Genomic DNA, 24,554 nt, shown 5'->3' on the forward strand with positions numbered 1-24,554 from the left:
TTTGCGGGAAATAAAATAATTGGGGGGCGCATGGGTATTAGTCCTGTGCGCCCTATATTAAAGAAATACAAAAGGGAGCACTTATGAACAAGAAGAGCAAAGTAGTAAGCTACAACAAATGGGGCTACATATTTTTAATTCCATTTACAGTAATCTTTTTAATTTTCCAGTTGGTGCCATTGGCAACAACTATTTACAATTCGTTCTTTGAGAATTACCGTTCAGGTCTTACTCAGATTGGTCCTAACTTCGTAGGGCTTCAGAACTATGGCACAATTATCGCAAATGGTGATTTGCCTACATATTTTATAAACACAATGATAATGTGGCTTATGGGCTTTATTCCACAGATTTTACTTTCGCTTCTGTTGGGAGCTTGGTTTACAGACCCATCGCTTAGACTTAAATGTCAAACATTCTTTAAAACAGTAATTTACTTACCAAACTTAATTATGGCATCTGCTTTTGCGATGTTATTCTTTACATTATTCTCAGATAGTGGCCCTATTAACTCTATGCTTATGCAGATTGGAGTTTTTAAAGAGGCATATCAATTTATGAGTCACGTCTGGACAGTTCGTACTCTTGTAGCAACAATGAACTGCCTTATGTGGTTTGGAAATACGACAATTCTTCTGATGGCCGGAATGTTGGGTATCGATCCATCACTTTTTGAGGCTGCACAGGTAGATGGAGCTACATCTACTCAGATTTTCTATAAAATTACATTACCACTACTTAGACCTATTCTAATCTTCGTTATGATTACATCACTTATTGGTGGTTTGCAGATGTTCGATGTTCCACAGATTTTAACAAACGGAACAGGTGATCCAATGCGTTCATCAATGACACTTATCATGTATCTGAACAAGCATCTGTTCAGCAAGAACTATGGTTTAGCTGGTGCGCTTTCAGTATTCCTGTTTGTAATAACTGGTATCTTAAGCTTGATCGTATTCAAGTTTACAAATTCTGATAAGGTGAAGTAATTCTATAGTTATTTAAATAGAAACGAGGTAAAATATTATGGATATGGCAGCTAACACTACTATAGCAGGCAAGCAGGACACTGGTGCCTCTGTACATGCTAGAAGAGTAGTATCATATGTAGTATTGATTATAATTTCATTCTTGTGCCTGTTTTGGTTCTATGTATTGTTTATCAATGCCACAAGAAGTAACTCAGAGCTCAGCTTGGGATTTACAGCAGTTCCAAGTACTCACTTTGTTGAGAACTGGACAAACCTTAAAAACGGAACACTTCCTATTCTTAATGGTTTGATTAATTCACTTGTAATTGCATTCTTAACAGCTGGTCTTGCAACATACTTCTCTGCAATGACAGCTTATGCAATTCACGCCTACGATTTTAAGGGTAAGAAGTTTATGTTTACATTCATTCTTATGATTATGATGATTCCAACACAGGTTACTGTACTTGGTTTCTTACAGTTAATCGATAAGATGGGACTGGATAACAACCCTGCAGCACTTATTGTGCCAGCAATTGCATCTCCAGCTGTATTCTTCTATATGAAGCAGTACATGGATTCAACACTTCCTCTTTCGCTTGTAGAGGCAGCCAGAATCGATGGCTCTGGAGAGTTTAGAACATTTAATCAGATTGTAGTACCTCTTATGAAGCCAGCTATTGCTGTACAGGCAATCTTCAGCTTCGTAAACAGCTGGAATAATTACTTCACTCCAGCGCTTGTGCTTCATGATGATACAAAGAAGACACTTCCTATTCTTATTGCTCAGCTTCGTTCAGCTGACTGGCTTAAGTTTGATATGGGACAGGTTTATATGATGATTGCATTCTCAATTTTCCCTGTAATCATTGTTTACCTTATCCTTTCTAAGCACATCGTAGGTGGTGTAACTCTTGGTGGCGTGAAGGGATAGGTTTTCCCGTTGACAGGATTTAACATAACATGTATAAAATAAAGGGGGCTAAAATTTAGTCCCCTTAATATTTGCGAAAGACTTGACAGACTTGACTAGCTGTGATATATTTTGCTAGCGACTAAGAAAAGCAGGTCTTTTTTTTATGCTCTTTTTTCGCCTCATCAAATTGTTCGCTATGATGAGTGAGTGTAAGTAAGACCAAAGTAGAATTTTAACGGAGGTGGAAGTTGTGCGCACAAAGATAACATTGGCATGTACAGAATGCCAGCAGCGTAATTACAACATGACAAAAGACAAGAAGACACACCCTGACAGAATGGAAACAAAGAAGTACTGCAGATTTTGCAAGAAACACACAATGCACAAGGAGACTAAATAGTCCAACGGGGGTGCTATTATGGCAGAAGAGAAGAAAACAAAGTCAGGACGTTTCGCAGGTCTCAAGGCAGAATTTAACAAGATTGTCTGGGCAGACCCAACAGACGTGTCAAAGCAGACAACAGCAGTTGTTGCTGTGTCAGTAGTTGTAGCAGTGATCATCATCGTATTAGATGCAGTGATCAACAAAGGTGTAAATATCCTAGTTAATTTATAATGGAGGCATCGGATATGGCAGAGGCAAAGTGGTATGTAGTTCATACTTACTCAGGCTATGAGAACAAAGTCAAGACAAACATTGAAAAGGCTATCGAGACACAACATCTCGAGGAGCAGATTCTTGATGTACGCGTACCTATGGTTGAGGTAACAGAAACTAAGGATGGCGTTAAAAAGCAAGTTTCAAAGAAGATGTACCCTGGTTACGTTCTTATTGAGATGATTATGAATGACGAGACCTGGTACGTTGTCAGAAATACCAGAGGTGTTACAGGCTTCGTAGGACCAGGAAGCAAGCCAGTGCCATTGTCAGAGGCAGAAGTTAAGGCTTACTTACTAGGTGATAACACTGAGAAAGTCAGCGTTGAGGTTGACTTCGAGGTCGGAGATACACTTAGCGTCATTGATGGTACTTGGAAAGATACTGTCGGCGTTGTTAAGTCTATCAATGCTAAGAAGCAGACAGTTACAATCAGCGTTGAGATGTTCGGACGTGAGACTCCAGTAGAGATTGATTTCACGGACGTACGCAAATTAGATTAAGAGGGAAGTGCCCTATGGCGCAGCCATAATTTCAAATGGCACTGACCGACCTCTCAGGATTGCGGAGCAATCGTGAGGTTACATTAGATTTTTTGCAGGAGGAATAGGATAATGGCAAAGAAAATCGAAGGCTATATCAAGTTACAGATTCCAGCAGGCAAGGCTACACCAGCCCCACCTGTAGGTCCAGCACTTGGTCAGCACGGTGTAAATATCGTGGAGTTTACAAAGCAGTTTAACGCAAAGACAGCAGATATGGGAGATACAATCGTTCCTACTATCATCACTGTTTATGCAGATAGAAGCTTCAGCTTCATTACAAAGACTCCACCAGCAGCAGTTCTTATTAAGAAGGCTTGCAAGATCCAGAAGGCATCTGGCACACCTAATAAGACAAAGGTTGCAAAGATCACAAAGGCTCAGGTTCAGGAAATCGCAGAGACAAAGATGCCTGATCTTAACGCAGCTTCACTTGAGGCAGCTATGAGCATGATCGAGGGAACATGTAGATCAATGGGCGTTGAGGTTGTAGAGTAATTACAGCTTAGCGAAAACAACGTTCTTACTATTAATTTATTGAGTGGGAGAGCTTAGGGCTCGATTAACCACAGGAGGTAAACATGAAAAGAGGAAAGAAATACGTTGCAGCTGTAGCTACATATGATAAGTCAGTTGCATACGATCCAGCAGAAGCAATCGCTCAGGTTAAGAAGAATGCTACTGCTAAATTTGATGAGACAATTGAGGCTCATATCAGAACTGGTTGTGACGGACGTCACGCAGAGCAGCAGATCCGTGGTGCTGTTGTACTTCCACACGGAACTGGTAAGTCAGTTAGAGTTTTAGTATTCGCTAAGGGTACAAAGCTTGACGAGGCTCAGGCTGCTGGTGCTGATTTCGTTGGTGGCGAGGAGCTTATTCCAAAGATCCAGAACGAAGGATGGAATGAGTTCGATGCAGTAGTTGCTACACCAGACATGATGGGTGTTGTTGGTCGTCTTGGTCGTGTACTTGGACCTAGAGGACTTATGCCAAACCCAAAGGCTGGTACAGTTACTATGGATGTTGCTAAGGCTGTTGAGGAAATCAAGGCAGGTAAGATTGAGTATAGACTTGATAAGACAAACATTATCCATGTACCTATCGGAAAGGCTTCTTTCTCAGAGGAGCAGTTAGCGGACAACTTCCAGACTCTTATGGATGCAATCAACAAGGCTAAGCCATCAAGCTTAAAGGGTCAGTACATTAAGAGCATTTCACTTGCTCCTACAATGGGACCTGGCGTTAAGCTTAATGTTGCAAAGGTTTCAAACTAATTGTTGACAATCCAATATACATAATGATATAATGCACAAAGTTGTTGCCGAAGACAGCAGGTGGCGTTAGCCGTAAAGAGATTTATCTCTACCAGCCGAGGACGATTAAGTATTTATCGACTAATCAAACCTCTATGTCTTTATGGGCATAGAGGTTTTTTTATTACTTTATCCTCATATAAGCAACACAAAAATATTATAAGGAGGAAAAAATTCGTGGCAAAAGTTGAATTAAAGCAGCCAATCGTTGACGAGATTTCAGCACAGGTTAAAGATGCAGCTTCAGTTGTAGTTGTTGATGCTCGTGGACTTACAGTTGCAGAAGACACACAGTTACGTAAGCAGCTTCGTGAAGCTGGCGTTACATATAAGGTTTACAAGAACACTCTTATGAAGCGCGCTTTCGAACGAACAGACTTTGCACAGCTTGACGAGGTTCTTGAGGGACCTAGTGCAATCGCTGTATCAAAGGATGATGCTACAGCACCAGCAAGAATTCTTGCTAAGTTTGGTAAGACAGCTCAGAACCTTGAGATCAAGGCAGGTGTAGTTGAAGGAACATTCTATGATGCTAAGGGTATGGCAGCAGTTGCAGCAGTACCAAGCAGAGAGGAACTTCTTTCAAAGTTACTTGGAAGCTTACAGTCACCAATCACAAACTTCGCTCGTGTTCTCAACCAGATCGCAGAGCAGGGTGGCGCATCTACAGAGGCACCTGCAGCAGAGGAAGCTCCAGCAGCAGAGGCAGAGGCACCAGCAGAGGAGCCAGCAGAGGCTCCAGCAGAGTAATTTAGAATACTCAAAACAAATAATTATTTATATTAATTTTTTAATGGAGGAAAATTATCATGGCAAAGATGACAACAGAAGAGTTTATCGCAGCTATCAAAGAGCTTAGCGTATTAGAGTTAAATGACCTTGTAAAGGCATGTGAGGAAGAGTTCGGCGTTTCTGCAGCAGCAGGCGTTGTAGTTGCAGCAGCAGCTGGCGATGCAGCAGCAGCTGAGGAGAAGGACGAGTTCGACGTAGAGCTTACAGAAGTAGGTTCTGAGAAGGTTAAGGTTATCAAGGTTGTTCGTGAGGCAACTGGCCTTGGTCTTAAGGAAGCTAAGGAGCTCGTTGATGGCGCTCCTAAGGTTATCAAGGAAGCAGCTGATAAGGCTACAGCAGAGTCAATCAAGGCTCAGCTTGAGGAGATCGGTGCAAAGGTTACTCTTAAGTAATTATTGTTACGAATTTTCTATTGGCAGGTCTTTTGGGACCTGCCAATTTTTTGCTTTAAAATAAATACAATTTTTTTCTTGACTTTAGTATTGCATTTGGCATAGAATGTAGTTTGCACTATTATGGTGCAGTGTGCATTCCTATGCCTTTTTTCATGGCTGGAAATATGCCACACTTTTATTGAAAGATATATCCAAATTAAAAATAAAATGAGAGGTGGAACGTCAATGGAGAAAAACAGAATACGTCCAGTGAAAGCTGGAAAGAACTTGCGTATGAGTTACTCGAGACAAAAAGAGGTACTTGAGATGCCTAATTTAATCGAGGTCCAGAAGAACAGTTACGACTGGTTCGTTAAGGACGGATTAAAGGAAGCATTCGCAGATATCTCACCTATTCAAGACAGGGGTAACCAGCTTGAATTGCATTTTGTTGACTTCACACTGTGTAAAGACGAGGTGAAGTACACAATTCCACAGTGCAAAGAAAGAGATGCAACATACGCAGCACCTTTAAAGGTTAAAGTGCGCCTTGTAAACAAGGAGTCCGGCGACATGCAGGAGCACGAAATCTTCATGGGTGACTTGCCACTTATGACAGATACAGGCACATTCGTAATTAATGGAGCGGAGCGTGTTATCGTATCACAGCTTGTTCGTTCACCAGGTATTTACTATGCAATTGGTCACGATAAAATCGGTAAGGAGTTATATTCATGTACTGTAATCCCTAACCGTGGTGCTTGGCTTGAGTACGAAACAGATTCCAATGACGTTTTCTATGTTCGTGTAGACCGTAACAGAAAGGTACCTGTTACTGTCCTTATTCGTGCTCTTGGCTTAGGAACTAACCAGGAAATTATTGATGTATTTGGCGAGGAGCCAAAGATTCTTGCTACATTTGCAAAGGATCCAGCTATTACAGAGAAGAACCCACAGGGTAGCTATGAGGGAGGCCTTTTAGAGCTCTATCGTAGACTTCGTCCAGGTGAGCCTCTTGCTAAGGATAGCGCTGAGTCACTTATTCATGGTATGTTCTTTGACCCAAGACGTTATGACCTTGCTAAGGTTGGTCGTTACAAGTTCAACAAGAAGCTTATGCTCAGAAACCGTATTGCTGGACATGTTCTTGCTGAGGATGTTATCGATACAACTACAGGTGAGATTATCGCAAAGGCTGGAGATAAGGTTACACTTGAGATGGCTGATGATATTCAGAATGCAGCTGTTACTCATGTATTTATCCAGGCAGAGTCTCGCAATGTAAAGGTTCTTTCTAATATGATGGTAGACATCACTAAGTTTGTTGATTGTGATGCTAAGGCTCTTGGTATTACAGAGCTCGTTTACTATCCTGTTCTTGAGAGAATCCTTTCAGAGAACACTTCAAAAGAAGATATCGAGGATGCAATTGCTCGTTCAGTAGCAGATCTTATTCCAAAGCACATTACTGTTGAGGATATTTTTGCATCTATTAACTATAATATGCACCTTGAGTACGCTATCGGTAAGGATGACGATATCGATCACCTTGGAAACCGTCGTATTCGTGCAGTTGGTGAGTTATTACAGAACCAGTACAGAATTGGTCTTTCACGTCTTGAGAAGGTAGTACGTGAGCGTATGACTACTCGTGACCTTGAGGACATTTCTCCACAGAACCTCATCAACATTAAGCCTGTTACAGCTGCAATCAAAGAGTTCTTTGGTTCATCACAGTTGTCACAGTTCATGGATCAGAACAACCCACTTGGTGAGTTGACACATAAGAGACGTCTTTCAGCACTTGGTCCTGGTGGTCTTTCAAGAGATCGTGCCGGATTCGAGGTTCGAGACGTTCACTATTCGCACTACGGACGTATGTGCCCTATCGAGACACCTGAAGGACCAAACATCGGTCTTATCAACTCTCTTGCTAGCTATGCTCGTATTAATGAGTATGGTTTTGTTGAGGCGCCATACAGACGTATTGATAAGTCAGACCCAGAGAATCCTCGTGTAACAGATGAGGTTGTCTATATGACAGCCGACGAAGAGGATAACTACCATGTAGCACAGGCTAACGTCAAGCTTGACGAAGAAGGCCACTTCATGAGAAAGAACGTATCAGGTCGTTTCCGTGAGGAGACACAGGAGTACGATAAGACTATGTTTGATTACATGGACGTATCTCCTAAAATGGTATTCTCAGTTGCTACAGCCCTTATTCCATTCCTTCAGAACGATGATGCTAACCGTGCCCTCATGGGATCAAACATGCAACGTCAGGCCGTTCCACTTCTTACAACAGAAGCACCAGTAGTTGGTACAGGTATGGAGCCAAAGACAGCAGTCGATTCAGGTGTCTGCGTTGTTGCTAAGCGTGCAGGTATCGTTGAGATGGCTGAGACAAAGCGTATTATCGTTAAGGCTGACGAGGACGGAACAAGAGATGAGTATGATCTTCTTAAGTTCACACGTTCTAACCAGTCTAACTGCTATAACCAGCGCCCTATCGTATTCAAGGGCGATCATGTAGAGGCTGGCGAGGTTATCGCTGACGGTCCTTCTACAAAGAATGGTGAGCTTGCCCTTGGAAAGAATCCACTTATCGGTTTCATGACTTGGGAAGGTTACAACTACGAGGATGCCGTTCTTCTTTCAGAGCGCCTCGTTCAGGATGATGTTTATACATCTATCCATATTGAAGAGTATGAGATTGATGCTCGTGATACAAAGCTCGGACCAGAGGAAATTACTCGTGACGTAGCTGGTGTTGGTGATGATGCTCTTAAGGATCTTGATGAGAGCGGTATCATCCGTATCGGTGCTGAGGTTCGTGCCGGTGATATCCTTGTTGGTAAGGTTACACCTAAGGGCGAGACAGAGCGTACTCCAGAAGAGAGACTTCTTCTTGCAATCTTCGGTGAGAAGGCTAGAGAAGTTCGTGATACTTCACTTCGTGTACCACACGGAGCTTACGGTATCGTTGTTGATGCTAAGGTATTCACACGTGAGAATGGCGATGAGCTTTCTCCAGGTGTTAATAAGTCAGTTCGTATCTACATCGCTCAGAAGAGAAAGATTGGTGTAGGTGATAAGATGGCCGGTCGTCACGGTAACAAGGGTGTAGTTTCTCGTGTACTTCCAGTAGAGGATATGCCATATCTTCCAAACGGTCGTCCACTTGATATTGTACTTAACCCATTGGGCGTACCTTCACGTATGAACATTGGTCAGGTCCTTGAGATTCACCTTTCACTTGCTGCAAAGGCTCTTGGCTTTGACATTGAGACACCAGTATTTGATGGTGCAAAGGAAATTGATATTCAGGATACTCTTGAGCTTGCAAATGACTATGTAAATATGCCATTTGATAAGGAAGAGGCTGAGAACGGTGAGGAGACATTCTACGATAAGTATGTTGATGTACTTCGTGAGGATGTTATGGAGTATTTATCTACAAACCGCGCTCACAGAGCTCTTTGGAAGGGTGTTCCAATTTCTAGAGATGGTAAGGTTCAGCTTCGCGATGGTCGTACAGGCGAGCCATTTGATGGCCCTGTTACAATCGGACACATGCACTACCTGAAGCTTCACCACCTTGTAGATGATAAGATTCACGCACGTTCAACTGGTCCTTACTCTCTTGTTACTCAGCAGCCACTCGGTGGTAAAGCACAGTTCGGTGGACAGCGTTTCGGAGAGATGGAAGTTTGGGCCCTCGAGGCTTATGGTGCATCATATACACTTCAGGAAATCCTTACAATGAAGTCAGATGATGTTATCGGACGTGTTAAGACATACGAGGCTATTATTAAGGGTGAAAACATCCCTGAGCCAGGCATCCCTGAGTCATTCAAGGTATTGCTTAAGGAATTACAGTCACTTGGTCTTGATGTTCGTGTTCTTGATGAGAACCGCGAAGAGGTTGAGCTCATGGAGACAAGTGAATATGGAAATACTGACCTCAATGCAATTATCGCAGGTAGCGACAGAAACTTCGCTTTCGAGGATGATAGCTCATTTGCACAGGCAGGCTTCTCTACAAAGAAGTTTGATACTGAGGGCGAGCTCGTAGATGACGAGGAAGAGCAGTTCGAAGATGAAGAAGATGATTTTTCTGATATACCAACAGATTTTGATGAGGAATAAATAGGAAGGGAGCTACAAAATGCCAGAGAATAAAGAAGCGACATATCAACCAATAGCATTTGACGCAATACAGATTGGATTGGCATCACCTGAGAAGATCAGACAGTGGTCTCGTGGCGAGGTTAAAAAGCCTGAGACAATCAATTATCGTACACTGAAGCCTGAAAAGGATGGTCTTTTCTGCGAGAAGATTTTTGGACCTAGCAAGGACTGGGAATGTCACTGCGGAAAGTACAAGAAGATTCGTTATAAGGGTGTAGTTTGTGATCGTTGTGGTGTTGAAATCACAAAGGCATCAGTTCGTCGTGAGCGTATGGGTCACATCGAGCTTGCTGCACCAGTTTCACATATTTGGTATTTCAAGGGTATTCCTTCACGTATGGGACTTATTCTTGATCTTTCACCAAAGACATTAGAGAAGGTTCTCTACTTTGCATCATACATCGTACTTGATGCAGGTGAGACAGCTCTTATGTACAAGCAGGTTCTTACAGAGGCTGAGTACCAGGAAGCAAGAGAGCAGTATGGTAACGGCTTCAGAGTAGGAATGGGTGCTGAGGCTATTCAGGAGCTTCTTAGAGATATCGATCTCGATGAAGAGGCTACAAAGCTTCAGATTGAATTAGATAGCGCTACAGGCCAGAAGCGTTCACGTATCATTAAGAGACTTGAGGTTGTTGAGGCATTCCGCGAGTCAGGAAACAGACCTGAATGGATGATTATGACAGTTATCCCTGTTATTCCACCAGATCTTCGTCCTATGGTACAGCTTGATGGTGGCCGTTTTGCTACATCTGATTTGAACGACTTATATCGTCGTATCATTAATAGAAATAACCGTCTCCGTAGATTGTTAGAGCTTGGTGCTCCTGATATCATCGTACGTAACGAAAAGCGTATGCTTCAGGAAGCTGTTGATGCTCTTATCGATAACGGTAGACGTGGTCGTCCTGTTACAGGTCCTGGAAACAGACCTCTTAAGTCACTTTCAGACATGCTTAAGTGTAAGTCAGGACGATTCAGACAGAACCTCCTTGGTAAGCGTGTTGACTACTCAGGACGTTCAGTTATCGTCGTTGGATCAGAGCTTAAGATTTACCAGTGTGGTCTTCCAAAGGAGATGGCACTTGAGCTCTTCAAGCCTTTCGTTATGAAGGAGCTCGTTGGTAATGGTATGGCCCACAACATCAAATATGCTAAGAAGATGGTTGAAAAGTTTGAGCCAGAGGTTTGGGACATCCTTGAAGATGTCATTAAAGAGCATCCAGTTATGCTTAACCGTGCTCCTACACTTCACCGACTTGGTATTCAGGCTTTCGAACCAATCCTTGTAGAAGGTAGAGCTATCAAGCTTCATCCACTTGTATGTACAGCTTTCAACGCCGATTTCGACGGTGACCAGATGGCTGTTCACCTTCCACTTACACAGGAGGCACAGGCTGAGTGTAGATTCATGCTTCTCTCACCTAACAACCTCTTGAAGCCTTCAGATGGTGGTCCTGTTGCCGTTCCTTCACAGGATATGGTACTTGGTATTTACTACCTTACACAGGAGCGTGGTACTTCAGTAGGCGATAGCCGCGAAGAGCTTGGTGAAGGTAAGGCATTTAAGAGCCTTAACGAAGCACTCCTTGCATACGAGAACAAGGCTCTTACAATGCACGCACGTATCTCAGTTCGTATGTCAAAGACTATGGCAGACGGTTCTGTAGTTACAGGTACAGTTTCATCTACACTTGGTAGACTTCTCTTCAACGAAATCATTCCTCAGGATCTTGGTTACGTAGATCGTACAAATCCAGAGAATGAGCTTACACCAGAGGTAGACTTCCACGTTGGTAAGAAGCAGTTAAAGCAGATTCTTGAAAAGGTTATTAATACACACGGAGCTACAAAGACAGCAGAGGTTCTTGATGATATCAAGGCTATGGGTTACCACTACTCAACAATTGCTGCCATGACAGTTTCTATTTCAGATATGACAGTTCCACCTCAGAAGCCAGAGCTTATTGCTAATGCTGAGGAGACAGTTGATAAGATTACTCGTCAGTACAAGAGAGGTCTTATTACTGAGGAAGAGCGTTATCGTGAAGTTGTAGATACATGGAAAGAGACTGATGATGAGCTTACAAGTGCTCTTCTTTCAGGTCTTGATAAGTACAACAACATCTTCATGATGGCTGATTCAGGTGCCCGTGGTTCTGACAAGCAGATTAAGCAGCTTGCCGGTATGCGTGGATTGATGGCTGATACAACAGGTAAGACTATCGAGCTTCCTATTAAGTCAAACTTCCGTGAGGGTCTTGACGTACTTGAGTACTTCATGTCAGCTCATGGTGCTCGTAAGGGTCTTTCAGATACAGCTCTTCGTACAGCCGATTCTGGATACTTGACACGTCGAATGGTTTACGTTGCTCAGGAACTTATTATCCGTGAGTCAGACTGTGTTGCTGGAACAGACCGTGAGATTCCAGGTATGTGGGTATACGCATTCATGGATGGTCGTGAGGAGATTGAGTCTCTTAAGGACCGTATCACAGGTAGATTCTCTTGCTACTCTATCTACGATGCTAAGGGCGAGATGATTGTTAAGGCAAATCATATGATTACACCTAAGCGTGCAGCTGCAATCATTGAGCGTGGTGTTGATGATAAGGGCGAGCCAATCAAGAAGGTTAAGATTAGAAACGTACTTAACTGTCGTTCACACGTTGGTGTTTGTGCTAAGTGTTATGGTGCTAACATGGCTTCAGGTCGTGCCGTTCAGGTCGGTGAAGCAATCGGTATCATCGCTGCACAGTCAATCGGTGAGCCAGGTACACAGCTTACCATGAGAACATTCCATACTGGTGGTGTTGCTGGTAACGATATTACACAGGGTCTTCCTCGTGTAGAGGAGCTTTTCGAGGCTAGAAAGCCTAAGGGACTTGCTATCATCACAGAGATTGCTGGTACAGTTTCTATTGAAGAGGACTCTAAGACAAAGAAGAGAGAAGTTGTTGTAACAAACTCTTCTACAGGCGATGTTGAGAAATATCTCATTCCTTACGGATCACGTATCAAGGTTCTTTCAGGTCAGGAGCTTGAGGCTGGTGATGAGCTTACAGAAGGTTCTGTAAACCCACATGATATCCTTGCTATCAAGGGTAAGGCAGCTGTTCAGGATTATCTCATCCGTGAAGTTCAGCGTGTATACCGCTTACAGGGTGTTGATATCAACGATAAGCATATTGAAGTACTTTGCCGTCAGATGCTTAAGAGAATCAGAATCGACGAAGCAGGTGATACAGGATTTATGCCAGGTTCACTTGTTGATTGGCTTGATTTTGAGGAAGCAAACGAGCAGATGGAAGCAGAGGGCAAGGAAGTTGCTACAGGTACACAGGAACTTCTTGGTATCACAAAGGCAGCACTTGCTACAAATTCATTCCTTTCAGCAGCTTCATTCCAGGAGACAACTAAGGTTCTTACTGATGCAGCTATCAAGGGTAAGGTTGATCCACTTAACGGTCTTAAAGAGAACGTTATCATCGGTCGCTTAATCCCTGCTGGTACAGGTATGAAGAGATACTCAAATATTCCTCTTTCAACAGACAACGATTTAGCTAATGTTGAGATTCCAGAGGATTTCGAGGATGTAACTGGTGAGTCTGAAGAATTAGTTTCAGACGAATTAGTAGAAATTGAGGAGTAATCTCGAGATTATATATTGAAATTGATGGACTAGGGTCAGAAATGACCCTAGTTTTTTCACATTTTTAGGGTTGACATAATGATTTCAAGGAAATATAATGTTCTAGCATGCGCTAATAGGATAACTATGCCTATATCCATGCGAAGAAATAAATTAGGAGGTAAAAAAGAATGCCAACATTCAACCAGCTAGTTAGAAAAGGTCGTCAGACATCTGTAAAGAAGTCTACAGCACCAGCACTTCAGAGAGGTTATAACTCTCTTCAGAAGAAGCCTACAAACACTTCTTCACCACAGAAGCGTGGTGTATGTACAGCTGTTAAGACAGCTACACCTAAGAAGCCTAACTCAGCTCTTAGAAAGATTGCCAGAGTTCGTCTTTCAAACGGAATCGAAGTAACATCATACATTCCAGGCGAGGGTCACAATCTTCAGGAGCATAGCGTTGTTTTGATTCGTGGTGGCCGTGTTAAGGATTTACCAGGTACACGTTATCACGTAATCAGAGGTACACTTGATACAGCCGGCGTTGCTAACCGCAAGCAGGGACGTTCAAAGTACGGCGCTAAGAGACCTAAGGACGCTAAATAAGATATTTAGCAAAAAGTTGTAATTCACATTTATTTTGGTTAATGTTGTTATTTTTTCTCTATAGAATAAATAGCGCATGAACACATAGTTTTAAGTGTGAGTACCGTTGATCTAACAAATTTTAGTTAAGGAGGGAAGTATCGTGCCAAGAAAAGGACATACTCAAAAGAGAGACGTATTGGCAGATCCTATATACAACAGCAAGGTAGTTACAAAGCTTATCAACAACATCATGCTTGATGGTAAGAAGGGTGTAGCTCAGAAGATTGTATATGGTGCATTTGACAGAGTCGCAGAAAAGACTGGAAAGCCTGCACTTGAGGTTTTCGAAGAAGCTATGAACAACGTTATGCCTGTACTTGAAGTAAAGGCTAGACGTATCGGTGGTGCTACATATCAGGTACCTATCGAAGTAAGACCAGATCGTCGTCAGGCCCTTGGCCTTAGATGGCTCACAATGTTCTCACGTTCACGTACTGAGAAGACAATGGAAGAGCGTCTTGCAAACGAGATCATGGATGCAGCTGGCAACACAGGTTCAGCTGTTAAGAGAAAAGAAGAAATGCATAGAATGGCAGAAGCTAATAAGGCATTTGCTCATTACAGATTCTAATAGGAGGGACGAACAGTGGCAGGAAGAGAATATCCACTTGAGCGTACCAGAAATATTGGTATTATGGCTCATATCGATGCCGGAAAGACTACACTTACAGAGCGTATTCTTTACTATACTGGTGTAAACTACAAGATTGGTGATACTCACGAAGGTACTGCAACCATGGACTGGATGGAGCAGGAAGCTGAGAGAGGTATCACAATCACTTCAGCTGCTACAACATGTCACTGGACTGAGCAGGAAAACTGCAAGCCTAAGAAGGGTGCTCTTGAGCACCGTATCAATATCATTGATACACCAGGCCACGTAGATTTCACTGTTGAGGTTGAGCGTTCCCTTCGTGTACTTGATGGCGCCGTTGGTGTCTTCTGTGCAAAGGGTGGCGTTGAGCCACAGTCAGAGAATGTTTGGAGACAGGCTGACACATATAACGTACCAAGAATGGCTTTCATCAATAAGATGGATATCCTTGGTGCAAACTTCTACGGAGCTGTTGATCAGATCCGTGACAGACTTAAGAAGAACGCTATCGTTCTTCAGCTTCCAATCGGTAAGGAAGATGATTTCAAGGGAATCATCGATCTTTTCGAGATGAAGGCATACATCTATAACGATGATAAGGGTGATGATATTTCTATCACAGACATCCCAGCTGATATGGCAGAGGATGCTGAGCTTTATCATACAGAGCTTGTTGAGAAGATCTGTGAGTTAGATGATGATCTTATGATGGAGTATCTTGAGGGCGAAGAGCCATCTGTAGATGCTCTTAAGGCAGCACTTCGTAAGGGTACTTGCGAGTGTAAGGCTATCCCAGTATGCTGTGGATCTGCTTATAGAAACAAGGGTGTTCAGAAGCTTCTTGATGCAATCCTTGAGTTCATGCCAGCTCCTACAGACGTACCAGCTATCCAGGGTGTAGATATGGATGGCAACCCAGTTGAGAAGCACTCATCAGATGATGAGCCATTCGCAGCTTTAGCATTCAAGATTATGGCTGATCCATTCGTTGGAAAGCTCGCATTTATCCGTGTATACTCAGGTACATTGAACTCAGGTTCATACTGCCTTAACGCTACAAAGGATAAGAAGGAGCGTGTAGGTCGTATTCTTCAGATGCACGCTAACAAGCGTACAGAGTTAGACAAGGTTTACTCTGGTGATATCGCAGCTGTTGTAGGTCTTAAGGTTACAACAACTGGTGATACAATCTGCGACGAGCAGCACCCAGTAATCCTCGAGTCTATGGAATTCCCAGAGCCAGTTATCGAGCTTGCTATCGAGCCTAAGACTAAGGCTGGACAGCAGAAGATGGGCGAGGCTCTTGCAAAGCTTGCTGAAGAGGATCCAACATTCCGTCAGCATACTGACCAGGAGACAGGCCAGACAATCATCGCTGGTATGGGTGAGCTTCACCTTGAGATCATTGTTGATCGTCTTCTTAGAGAGTTCAAGGTTGAGGCTAACGTTGGTGCACCTCAGGTTGCATACAAGGAAACATTTACAAAGCCTGTTGATCAGGAATACAAGTATGCTAAGCAGTCAGGTGGTCGTGGACAGTACGGTCACTGTAAGGTTAGATTTACTCCAATGGATGCTAACGCTGAGGAGACATTCAGATTTAAGTCTTCAGTAGTTGGTGGTGCTATTCCTAAGGAATACATCCCATCTGTTGGTGAGGGTATCGAGGAAGCAGCTAAGGCTGGTATCCTTTGCGGATTCCCTGTTCTTGGTGTAGAAGCAGACGTTTACGATGGTTCTTACCATGAAGTCGATTCATCAGAAATGGCATTCCACATTGCTGGTTCAATGTGCTTCAAGGAAGCTATGGCTAAGGCAGCTCCAGTTCTTCTTGAGCCTATCATGAAGGTTGAAGTTACTATGCCAGAGGAGTACATGGGTGATGTAATCGGATCTCTTAACGCTAAGAGAGGTCAGATCCAGTCTATGGATGATCTTGGCGGCGGCAAGATTGTTAGAGCACTTGTTCCACTTGCAGAGATGTTCGGATACTCTACAGAGCTTCGTTCATCTACTCAGGGACGTGGTAATTACTCAATGTTCTTCGAGAAGTATGAGCCAGTTCCAAAGAACGTTCAGGAGCAGATTATCTCTAACCATGCTAAATAATATAGAAAAATACTAGATAGTTGAAAAATCTCGATATTTCCATTATAATCGGAAATATCGAGAGTTTAGAACTAAACAGCCCATTGAAGGGCATTATCTTAAGGAGGATTTTTAAAAATGGCAAAAGAGCATTTTGACAGAACCAAACCACATTGTAACATCGGTACTATCGGACACGTAGATCACGGTAAAACAACTCTTACAGCAGCTATCACAAAGGTACTTGCTGAGCGTGTATCTGGTAACGCAAAGGTAGATTTCGAGAACATCGATAAGGCTCCAGAGGAGAGAGAAAGAGGTATCACAATCTCTACAGCTCACGTTGAGTACCAGACAGAGAAGAGACACTATGCACACGTTGACTGCCCAGGCCATGCTGATTATGTAAAGAACATGATCACAGGTGCTGCTCAGATGGACGGCGCTATCCTTGTAGTTGCTGCAACTGACGGTGTTATGGCTCAGACAAAGGAGCACATCCTTCTTTCTCGTCAGGTAGGTGTACCTTACATCGTTGTATTCCTTAACAAGTGTGATATGGTTGACGATGAGGAGCTTATCGAGCTCGTAGAGATGGAAGTTACAGAGCAGCTTGAGGAGTATGACTTCAACGATTGCCCAATCGTTAAGGGTTCAGCTCTTAAGGCTCTTGAGGATCCAAACGGTGAGTGGGGCGACAAGATCATGGAGCTCATGGACACTGTAGATTCTTACATTCCAGATCCACAGCGTGAGACAGATAAGCCATTCCTTATGCCAGTAGAGGACGTATTCACAATCACAGGTCGTGGTACTGTTGCTACAGGTAGAGTAGAGCGTGGTGTTCTTCACCTTAACGACGAGCTTGAAATCATCGGTATCAAGGAAGATACACAGAAGACTGTTGTAACTGGTATCGAGATGTTCCGTAAGCTTCTTGATGAGGCTCAGGCTGGTGATAACATCGGTGCACTTCTTCGTGGTGTTAACCGTGACCAGATCCAGCGTGGACAGGTACTTGCTAAGCCAGGTACTGTAACATGCCACACAAAGTTTACAGCTCAGGTTTACGTTCTTACAAAGGATGAAGGTGGTCGTCATACTCCATTCTTCAACAACTATCGTCCACAGTTCTACTTCAGAACAACAGACGTTACAGGTGTTTGCGAGCTTCCAGCAGGTACAGAGATGTGCATGCCTGGCGATAACGTAGAGATGACAATCGAGCTCATCCACCCAATCGCTATGGAGCAGGGTCTTACATTCGCTATCCGTGAGGGTGGTAGAACAGTAGGTTCTGGTCGTGTTGCTACAATCATCGAATAATCGAGAGCGAACAGCCCAACCCAAATAGTAAAATCAAGGCTTCCGAGAGTTTTCTCGGGAGCCTTTTTTATTGCCAAAATAGGAAAATGGGGTTAGTAAAAAATAGTGTCTAGTACTATTTTTAGAAGGTTTAGTACCAGAACATAATAAAAAAACTTCTTCTCTATGAGAAAAAGTGATATGTACCCTCTTTACTGAACTTTATATTGTCCAGTAAAGAGGGTACATATCATAATTACCATAGGTCTTTCTTTATATGGAGAGGCGGCATCAAGTGTTATATAATGTAATTATGTCATTAATATATTCGAGGTGAAGATTGTGAGACAAGAGTACATTGCTATCATAGCTTTATGTTCAATTATAGTTATTGTTATTGTTTATAAGATTATATCAAAGTATAAATTTATTAGAGATGTTCAAGACTTACTCCAAGAAGTAGATTCTTGCCTTGGAAAATTTATAGAGGAGGATAAAGAAAAACGACTTTTAGGAAAGGCAAAATTATATAAGGAAATTCTTGTTAGTAAAAAATATAAATTTGATGAGGCTGTAAGATTCTTAACTTATGAGGAGGAACTACCCACAAAAATATATTTTAATAATGTTACTACTTTAGCAAGTGCTATGTCTGATTATTGCAATAAGTATATAGAAATGGTTGGCAATGCAAAAAAATTTATAGTATCTCCGGACATAAAACCATATGCTGATCAATTCTTGGAAGAAGCAGAACAATTAGCTAGTAAGAGTAGCCGATATATAGCTGATAGTTTGGTAATACAGAATTTCATGAAAATTTATAATAATCCTAAGCAATACCTTGTAGATTTAAACTATAGGTATATGGAGAATGAAAAGAGTATCTGCAATGAGTTGCTTAGTAACATAGACGGTAAATCTTTGGATGAAAATCAAAGAAACGCTGTTGTAAATGACGATTTAAGACAACTTGTAATTGCCGGTGCAGGTTCTGGAAAGACTCTTACCGTAGCGGCTAAGGTAAAATATTTAGTTGAACGTAAAGGTATTAATCCAAAGGATATTCTTCTTATATCATTTACTCGTAAAGCTGCTGGTGAAATGGGGGAACGAATCAGAAAACTCGGTATAGATGTTGAATCTTCAACTTTTCATAAATATGGATTAAGTGTTATTAGAAACGTCAATATGAAAACACCAGATGTTGCTGAAGATATCGGTAAATATATTGATAGATATCTTGCTGATATTATATATAACGATAATGAACTTGCTAAGAACTTCTTAATTCTATTAGGAACATTGATGCTACCAGTGTTTGATGGCGACACAAGTATTGGTAGAAGAATTCAAGAAGAGCAATGTCAAGATTTGACGACAATTAAAGGAATGTACGAGGCATATTCCAATAAGATTAAAGTTGATTTATTGAATGATGAAATAGATAATCTAGACGCCAAGCTTGCCCCACTAATTAGTAGACTGGAAAAACTTCAAGACAATAAAAATAACATGCTTGATGGGCAGCAAACAGACAATGAAGAAGTGCAGCAGATTTCAGAGGATATTCATCTATTGGAGACTCAGATATACAAGCTAAGAACTCAGAAGCTATCAATTCGTAATGAAAAAATGAAGAGTGCTGAGGAAGTAATGCTCGCTAATATGTTTTTTCTTGATGGAGTTGAATATGAATATGAAAAAGAATACCCATATGATGACGAACAAAATTATAGAAAGAAATACAGACCAGACTTCTATCTAATAGAGAGCGATACGTATTGGGAACATTTTGGAATAGATGAAAATGGAAATGCAAAGCAGTATTCTGTTCCAGCTGAGAGAGAATATCTTGAAGGAATAGAATGGAAACGTAATTTGCATAAGGAAAGCGGAACTAATCTTGCCGAGACATATTCTTGGCAATTTAGAAAGAATACAATCAGCCAGGCAGTGAATGAAAACTATGAGAAGTTTGGGGTGACTAAGCATGAAGTCCGTTACTGTGATGTGATTAGAGAAATATTAAAGGGTGATGCAAGCGGAAATATTGAAAGCTTTAAATCTTTATTGTCCACTTTTATCTCGCTATTCAAATCGTACGGATATAGTAAGACGAAATTTGATGAGTTAAGAGGAGTAATTGGTAATTATAAAGATAGTTTAGCATCGAAAGAATCAATTGTAAGACGCAAGAGTCGAGATCAAATGTTTCTAGATTTTGCTGAGAGTTTTTATGACTACTATGGTCAAATGCTTATTGAAGAAGAAAAGATTGATTTTAATGATATGATTCTGCAGGCGGCAGGCTATATAGAGCAGGGGGCTTTTAAACCTAATTATAAATATGTCATCATAGATGAGTATCAGGATATATCAGTTGGAAGATATAGATTAGCAAAGGCTACACTTGAACAAAGTAAAGCTAAGTTATTTTGTGTTGGCGATGATTGGCAGTCTATATATAGATTTACAGGTAGTGAAGTAGATTTATTAGTGAGTTTTGAAAATTATTTTGGTCTTTATTCAAGAACTGATATAATTCAAACTTATCGAAATTCTCAAGAGTTGCTAGATATTTCAGGTGCGTTTGTACAGCAAAATGAATATCAAACACCAAAGAAATTAAAAAGTAATAAACATCTTGAGAATCCAATTCGAATTGCGTGGTACACTGGTTCCTATAGACCGATTTTGGAAGAGAAAGAAGCTGAGATTGAAATCTCATTTGCGCAAGCGTTTAGACTTGCTGTTAAGGAAATAGTGGAAGCCTGTCCTAATGGAGAAATTCTTTTATTAGGCAGAAATAATGGTGACATAAAAGCACTTGCTGAGGATAAAAATCTTTATATTCAGAGGGAAGGTGGTGAAACTACAGTTATTTTATCTGAATATCCTGATTTAAAGATGCGTTATTTGACAGTTCATCGTTCAAAGGGCTTGGAGGCAGATAATGTAATAATTCTTAATGCAAGAAATTCTCGTTCAGGATTTCCAAACCAAATTGTAGATGATCCAGTGCTAAATCTTCTGAGAAAAAATGCAGAGAATTATCCGTTCGCAGAAGAAAGAAGATTATTTTATGTTGCAATGACCAGAACAAAAAACTTTACTTATATTATAGCTCCAATAACTCAATCTTCTAGATTTGTAGATGATTTGAAAATGCTCGAACAAAATACTGGGGCAAGTAGTGTTGTCGATACATATCCTGAGGATAATAGAGTTAAATTGGAAATGGTGATTGACCCACAGAGAACAAAACCATTGTCTTGCCCAGTATGCAAAATCGGAACATTGGTGAAACGAAAAGGAAAGGAAGGGGGAGAATTCGTTAGTTGTAGTAATTATCCGTCCTGTACTTATAAAGCTTCAAATATGGATGCAGTTAGAAATAATAATCGTTGTCCTGTATGTGATAATTTCCTTATCAAAAGAAATGGAGTTAATGGAGAGTTTATGGGCTGTATGAGTTATCCTTACTGCACGTATACGTCTAATATTGTAATTGAAGTTGATAAAAACAAAGCAGAAGCTACTATAAATCAATCACAAAGAATTGATAAGTATGCAAAGAGGATAATGTATAATGCTGAAAATGGAAAACCAGCTAATTCTCATGTTGGTTGGACCATAGATGAGGACCATCAGCTGATTTCAGAATTTAATAATGGAAAATCAATTAAGGAGATGGCGGCAATTCATAAACGTAGTGCTGGAGGAATAACAGCAAGATTAAAAAAACTGGGACTAGTTGAAAGATGATATAAGATAATATGTTTATGTAGGAGTAATTATGGAAACATATGAATATAATGGAGAAAAATACTACTTCAAAAAAGGCAAATGGTTAAAATCCGACTATACTGTTGCACCGATATCTGTAGTCACTGAATTAAATAAGTTATTAATGGAAAATGAAAATTTTGAAGAAAAATCAGTAGATGAGATTATTAAGTTACTAGACGGAGCAAAAATGACAAGTAATACTGGTTTTGCTTTAAAATTAGCTGAGGAGGCTATGGAAAAAGCTAGTCTTTCAGAGGCAAGAGCACTTTTACCTAGAATAACATCATTATATAGGATTAAACATAGACCAGAAAAAGCTATTGAAGTAGGTGAACATTATATTGGAATATATGAAGGCAAGATATGGTCACCTTCATTATTTACATCTCTTGCGGCGGCATACTGTGACTTGAATGAGTTAGAAAAGGCTCGTAAATATGCTAATAGAGCTAGGGCTATATCTGGGAATAATAGTTCTGTAGAATTAATGAGTGTTTATGCAAGATTGAAAAAACTAGAGGAAGATAGTCCTGATATTGTTATTCGAGATAGATCAATAGAACAATTAATTGATTCAAAGAATGATGATAGTACAAAATCAGACAATCTAATTTTAGAATCCCATAAAGTCATAGCGCAGAAACAAGTTGTAGAGCGAATTGGGAAAAAGACATATTGGGATTTGGTAGACGAAAATCCCAATACAGTGGTGTTGAAAAAAGAGGGATGGCTATTTAGAGCTAAAGATGAATGTGCTCATGTTCTTTCGAATTCGCTTGGGTACAATATTATGAATCGAGATAATGGGACAGAAGAAGCTGGAGCTGCTCAGTTGGATGTGATTGTTGGAGGGCTAAAAGATTTGCATATAAATTATCTTGTGGTCCACTTTGATGAAATCATAGAACGTGGAGAATTTCAAGATAATCAGTATTCAAATTTTATAGAAAAGAATGAACAATATGTACCACTAGAGCGAAAGAGGAGCAGGGAGTCTCAAGGAGTTAGTGAAATAAAGGAAGAAAAAATCGTATTGCTCCAATTTATAGATTTATTGCAAAAAGGCGTTGATCCTATAACCGGAGAAATATACGAGGATGATAATTTCTTGTTTAGCAAAGAAATGAAAGAAATCTTGGAGATAGCTAAAACTAAAATTGAGTCTCAAATAGCGCTGAACGAGAGAAAAATATCTGATAGTGATTTAAATCAAGACGGACAAGCGCTGTATGAAAAGCTTAAAGAATGTCGTATGAATATGGCGAAAGAATTGGGAGTGCCAGCATTTACGATTTGTCATAATAGTACGTTAGCAAATATAAGTCAAAGAAAACCAGGAAGCAAGGAAGAAATGCTAACAGTTCCAGGAGTTGGTGAAAAAGCATTTGAAAAGTATGGAGAGGCATTTTTGGAAATAATAAATAATAATTCTTGAATTTGTTTATATGGCTTGTTATTATAATATCACTTAGGGCTGGTCATAAGACCCGGGTCCACATATAGGTGGGCAGGACGCCCGCTAATAATTTGGGCTAGTCGAAAGACTCTGGTCCACCGGCTGACGGGGATTTACCCCGTCATTTTTTTACTTGATTTTTTACCTTATTATTTGTAAACTGATAAAACGTTATATAAAGGAGAATTCACTTAAGTATGTCAAATGTGGGCAGAATTGATATATCAGCTTTAAATACACCGCCTGAAAAACATGAATTTGAAATGGCTAAATACTTCGCAGAATTAGGCAAGAATATTACTTTTCTTAAACCTAGCAGTATCCCTGGAAATCATACACCAGACATTAGAATGGAAGGCGTTGAATGGGAAATGAAGTGTCCTTTTGGTAATGGAAAGAGAACTATTGAGGATAACTTTAGAAAGGCTGTACAGCAATCTAAATACATTATTTTTGATTTGAGACATACAAAGCTACCAGAGAAACAGTGTATATCACAATTAGAGAAAGAGTTTTACTCACGCCCATATTTAAAGAAATTGTATGTGATTAGAAAAAATGGAGAGCTGTTAAAGTATCCACCAAAGTAAAGGTAAGTTGACAATTTCTGAGAATTTATGATATTCTATAGTCAAGATAGGACTCGACCCATCGCTGGATTTAGCGAAGGGCCCAGAGTCTTTTTCTTATATATGAGACTTTTTATCTAGCTCTGGTACTGTTTTGGTACCAAAAATCCTAAAAACCATAAAAAATGATGCGAATATGAATAATCACATCAAAAGAAACATTGAAAAAACGCCATTCGTAATTAAGATAAACTATGGAGTGAATCGTGAGGGTGGTAGAACAGTAGGTTCTGGTCGTGTTGCTACAATCATCGAGTAATAACGAGCGAACAGCCCAACCCAAATTATAAAATTATACCCTTCGAGGATTGTTGATTTACACTTAAAACTGACCCAGGATTTACGCTCAGAATTGAGCCACCAGATATAACAAGTAAATCCTGTTGTCATATATTATAATTGTTGTTCCTTGAAAATTTAATACTTAGAATTGACCCCCCTCTTTAAGAAAAATACAATACTTTTCGTATATCAATTCGTATATACGGAAAGGAGAAAAAAGAGGTGAAAGACTTGGAAGATTGGGCAGCTGTACAGAAAGTGTACAAGCAAACGAAGTCGAAACGCGCTACAGCTCAACTCCTTGGTATCTCACGCAACACAGTGAAAAGGCTTCTTGCAATGGATAAGCCTCCAAGT

At 40.7% G+C, this 24,554-nt stretch carries 19 protein-coding genes and 1 other annotated feature; all 19 genes read left to right on the forward strand.

What is annotated here, in order from left to right:
- Positions 1–83 precede the first annotated feature (83 nt).
- The 19 genes from BUA88_RS04850 to BUA88_RS16600 all read left to right on the forward strand — a co-directional run bounded on the left by BUA88_RS04850 (position 84) and on the right by BUA88_RS16600 (position 24,174).
- A complete protein-coding gene (locus BUA88_RS04850; protein WP_072913458.1) occupies positions 84–992 on the forward strand; it encodes a carbohydrate ABC transporter permease in 909 nt (302 codons plus the stop codon).
- A 43-nt stretch (positions 993–1,035) separates the two neighbouring features.
- The gene (locus tag BUA88_RS04855) at positions 1,036–1,908 is read left to right on the forward strand and encodes a carbohydrate ABC transporter permease (RefSeq protein WP_072913501.1); all 873 of its coding nucleotides are present in this window, start codon (positions 1,036–1,038) and stop codon (positions 1,906–1,908) included.
- 232 nt (positions 1,909–2,140) lie between these two features.
- Entirely contained in the window at positions 2,141–2,290 is a 150-nt protein-coding gene (gene rpmG / locus BUA88_RS04860; protein ID WP_028234592.1) for a 50S ribosomal protein L33, read from the forward strand.
- Between the two features lie 18 nt (positions 2,291–2,308).
- The gene (gene secE / locus BUA88_RS04865; protein WP_028247598.1) at positions 2,309–2,506 is read left to right on the forward strand and encodes a preprotein translocase subunit SecE; all 198 of its coding nucleotides are present in this window, start codon (positions 2,309–2,311) and stop codon (positions 2,504–2,506) included.
- A 14-nt stretch (positions 2,507–2,520) separates the two neighbouring features.
- Positions 2,521–3,051 carry a transcription termination/antitermination protein NusG gene (gene nusG / locus BUA88_RS04870; protein WP_028247599.1) on the forward strand — a complete coding sequence of 177 codons (531 nt, stop codon included), beginning with the start codon at positions 2,521–2,523 and terminating at the stop codon, positions 3,049–3,051.
- 111 nt (positions 3,052–3,162) lie between these two features.
- On the forward strand, positions 3,163–3,588 hold the full coding sequence (rplK, locus tag BUA88_RS04875; RefSeq protein WP_028247600.1) for a 50S ribosomal protein L11: 426 nt from the start codon (positions 3,163–3,165) through the stop codon (positions 3,586–3,588).
- A gap of 83 nt (positions 3,589–3,671) precedes the next feature.
- Positions 3,672–4,367, forward strand: coding sequence for a 50S ribosomal protein L1 (gene rplA / locus BUA88_RS04880; protein ID WP_072913461.1), 696 nt, complete (start codon positions 3,672–3,674; stop codon positions 4,365–4,367).
- A 29-nt stretch (positions 4,368–4,396) separates the two neighbouring features.
- Positions 4,397–4,537: a sequence feature (ribosomal protein L10 leader region), on the forward strand.
- A 46-nt stretch (positions 4,538–4,583) separates the two neighbouring features.
- On the forward strand, positions 4,584–5,156 hold the full coding sequence (rplJ, locus tag BUA88_RS04885) for a 50S ribosomal protein L10 (RefSeq protein WP_072913463.1): 573 nt from the start codon (positions 4,584–4,586) through the stop codon (positions 5,154–5,156).
- Positions 5,157–5,215: 59 nt separating this feature from the next.
- Positions 5,216–5,590, forward strand: a complete 375-nt coding sequence (rplL, locus tag BUA88_RS04890) for a 50S ribosomal protein L7/L12 (protein WP_028234586.1) — start codon at positions 5,216–5,218, stop codon at positions 5,588–5,590.
- Between the two features lie 228 nt (positions 5,591–5,818).
- A complete protein-coding gene (gene rpoB, locus BUA88_RS04895; RefSeq protein WP_072913465.1) occupies positions 5,819–9,724 on the forward strand; it encodes a DNA-directed RNA polymerase subunit beta in 3,906 nt (1,301 codons plus the stop codon).
- A 19-nt stretch (positions 9,725–9,743) separates the two neighbouring features.
- Positions 9,744–13,418, forward strand: coding sequence for a DNA-directed RNA polymerase subunit beta' (gene rpoC / locus BUA88_RS04900; RefSeq protein ID WP_072913467.1), 3,675 nt, complete (start codon positions 9,744–9,746; stop codon positions 13,416–13,418).
- A gap of 170 nt (positions 13,419–13,588) precedes the next feature.
- Positions 13,589–14,008 carry a 30S ribosomal protein S12 gene (gene rpsL, locus BUA88_RS04905; RefSeq protein ID WP_015548550.1) on the forward strand — a complete coding sequence of 140 codons (420 nt, stop codon included), beginning with the start codon at positions 13,589–13,591 and terminating at the stop codon, positions 14,006–14,008.
- Between the two features lie 142 nt (positions 14,009–14,150).
- Positions 14,151–14,621: a 30S ribosomal protein S7 gene (gene rpsG / locus BUA88_RS04910; protein WP_143002002.1), complete on the forward strand. Its 471-nt coding sequence runs from the start codon at positions 14,151–14,153 to the stop codon at positions 14,619–14,621.
- A 15-nt stretch (positions 14,622–14,636) separates the two neighbouring features.
- Positions 14,637–16,754 carry an elongation factor G gene (gene fusA / locus BUA88_RS04915; protein ID WP_072913471.1) on the forward strand — a complete coding sequence of 706 codons (2,118 nt, stop codon included), beginning with the start codon at positions 14,637–14,639 and terminating at the stop codon, positions 16,752–16,754.
- Positions 16,755–16,871: 117 nt separating this feature from the next.
- Entirely contained in the window at positions 16,872–18,059 is a 1,188-nt protein-coding gene (tuf, locus tag BUA88_RS04920) for an elongation factor Tu (RefSeq protein ID WP_072913474.1), read from the forward strand.
- Positions 18,060–18,380: 321 nt separating this feature from the next.
- Positions 18,381–21,806 carry a UvrD-helicase domain-containing protein gene (locus tag BUA88_RS04925; protein WP_072913476.1) on the forward strand — a complete coding sequence of 1,142 codons (3,426 nt, stop codon included), beginning with the start codon at positions 18,381–18,383 and terminating at the stop codon, positions 21,804–21,806.
- A gap of 31 nt (positions 21,807–21,837) precedes the next feature.
- On the forward strand, positions 21,838–23,265 hold the full coding sequence (locus BUA88_RS04930; protein ID WP_072913478.1) for an HRDC domain-containing protein: 1,428 nt from the start codon (positions 21,838–21,840) through the stop codon (positions 23,263–23,265).
- Between the two features lie 218 nt (positions 23,266–23,483).
- Positions 23,484–23,876, forward strand: a complete 393-nt coding sequence (locus tag BUA88_RS04935; protein ID WP_072913481.1) for a CdiA C-terminal domain-containing protein — start codon at positions 23,484–23,486, stop codon at positions 23,874–23,876.
- A gap of 175 nt (positions 23,877–24,051) precedes the next feature.
- Positions 24,052–24,174, forward strand: a complete 123-nt coding sequence (locus BUA88_RS16600) for a hypothetical protein (RefSeq protein WP_278335517.1) — start codon at positions 24,052–24,054, stop codon at positions 24,172–24,174.
- Positions 24,175–24,554 lie beyond the last annotated feature (380 nt).

Source organism: Pseudobutyrivibrio xylanivorans DSM 14809, from assembly GCF_900141825.1.
GTDB classification, from domain to species: Bacteria; Bacillota; Clostridia; order Lachnospirales; family Lachnospiraceae; genus Pseudobutyrivibrio; species Pseudobutyrivibrio xylanivorans.